The following is a 1,906-nucleotide window of genomic DNA, read 5'->3' on the forward strand; positions in this document are numbered from 1 at the left end:
TGATTATGAAGAATTAGGCGGTTATCTTGATGAAACTTCTACTGAAGGTGATGAAAATAGTATAGATGATGGTATTGATTTAATGACTCAACTTTGGAATTTAAGTATTGGTGAAGTTAAAGATTTTAATAAACACGTAGAAGAAATTATTAAATATCATCTTGCAAGTTTACCTAAACTTACTGCTGCTTCTCAACTTGATAATGGAAATTATCCTTTTGATACTAATAATGAATTAGGTGTTGTTACTTTTGCCGATGCTAATTATTTATCTAAAATATTATATGCTAATGCTGATACTAGTAATGTAGATAATTTTATAGCTAGTCTTAAACGTATATCTGAAACTATTCCAAATTGCGAATGTTTGATTCAATTACATGATTTACTTAGCAAAAATAAAGTATTTGCTAATAAATATATGATGGTTTTTAATAAACCTATTATATCTAAAATTGAAACTTATATTCAAACTGATTCTGCTGGTAATAGTTATGTTCGTGCTCGTGTAACTAATCCTAATACTGATTCACGTACTATTTTACAGAATACTTTTTATAATAATGTTAAGAATAATATTATTACTAATCGTGTTCCTGCTGCTCGTGAAAAGTTTCGTATATATGATAGATATAAAAATACTCCTCATGCCAATCTTTATTTATATGATGCTTTTAAAGAAATATTTCCAGATATTAATCAAGCTAGTTTTAATTTAGCTATTGCTAAGATTGGTCGTGTTGCTATGTCTAATAATCTTATTAACTTTGCTAATGTTATTAATCGTACAGTTGATAATTATAATAAATATGTAGAAGCTCTTAAAAAAGATAAGAAAACTAAAATGCCTGATAGTTTTATTAATAGAGGTGATACTTCTATTATATATCAAATGGCTGATGTTTTTAAAGATATTATTTATATTCCTGTTGAACTTAATTCTCGTAATCCTGAAGGTAATTTAAGTTCTGATGTTATTAATAGAAGTTTTATTACTAATATTGCTAAAATAATTAATGATGACAAATCTACTGTTGAAGAACAAAATGCTATGGCTGAAGCTTATGCTAGACAAAAGTTTGCTAGTCATCAATATGATTATAGTAATTTACTTCTTGAACATCGAGATACTAATGGTAATATAATTAATTATGGACTATTTAGAAGAGTTGGAAATGGAATTCCTAAACTTACTGAATATGCTCGTAGTATGTTTAAAACTTCTCTTCTTAATGGTATTAGTGAATTAGATAATAACAGTAATGATTTATATCGTAGTATGAGTGATGGTGATTATTTAATTACTGCTATGGGATTATTTATGACTGATATTAATAATTCTGAAACTCCTACCGCTAATTATTTACTTCCTATACCTAGTGATGCTCCTAAAAACTTTACTATTACTGCTCCTAGATATAGTCTTGCTGGATTACGTAGTCAACTAGAAGATGGAACTAAAATTATAAATAAAGAACATCCATTATTTAAACAGTATTATAATATAGTTATTCAAGAACTTACTAATATGGCTCAAGCTGTTAATGTAATGTTTAAGACTAATGCTAATGGTAATCCTATTTTAACGAATGGAGATTTTGAATTTAGTGATACTTATAATAATAAACCTGAACATTTTTATAATCAATACCATAAAGATGGAAAAGGTAATGTATTTACTACTAAAGATGGACATAAAGTTTTAGCTGGTAGAGTATTTAGTTTTAAACGTTTAGTTAGTAAAATTACTCCTAATAGTAATGGAGTATTTAATGAACTAATTGGGTATGGTAAGACTATTGACATCCTCTACGGGGGGTCTACACGTGGACTTAAATATATTAATAATCAAGTAGTTCTTAATGCAGAACAACGTACAGCTATTGAATCTGTTGTTTCTTCTTGG

The 1,906-nt window shown here is 27.2% G+C and carries 1 protein-coding gene; it reads left to right on the forward strand.

Features of this window, described 5'->3' with window-relative positions; genetic code table 11:
* A partial coding sequence (locus DXN04_RS35095; protein ID WP_158569326.1) for a hypothetical protein occupies positions 1-1,906 on the forward strand: 1,906 nt, incomplete at both ends.

Source organism: Chitinophaga silvisoli (assembly GCF_003412465.1).
GTDB classification, from domain to species: domain Bacteria; phylum Bacteroidota; class Bacteroidia; order Chitinophagales; family Chitinophagaceae; genus Chitinophaga; species Chitinophaga silvisoli.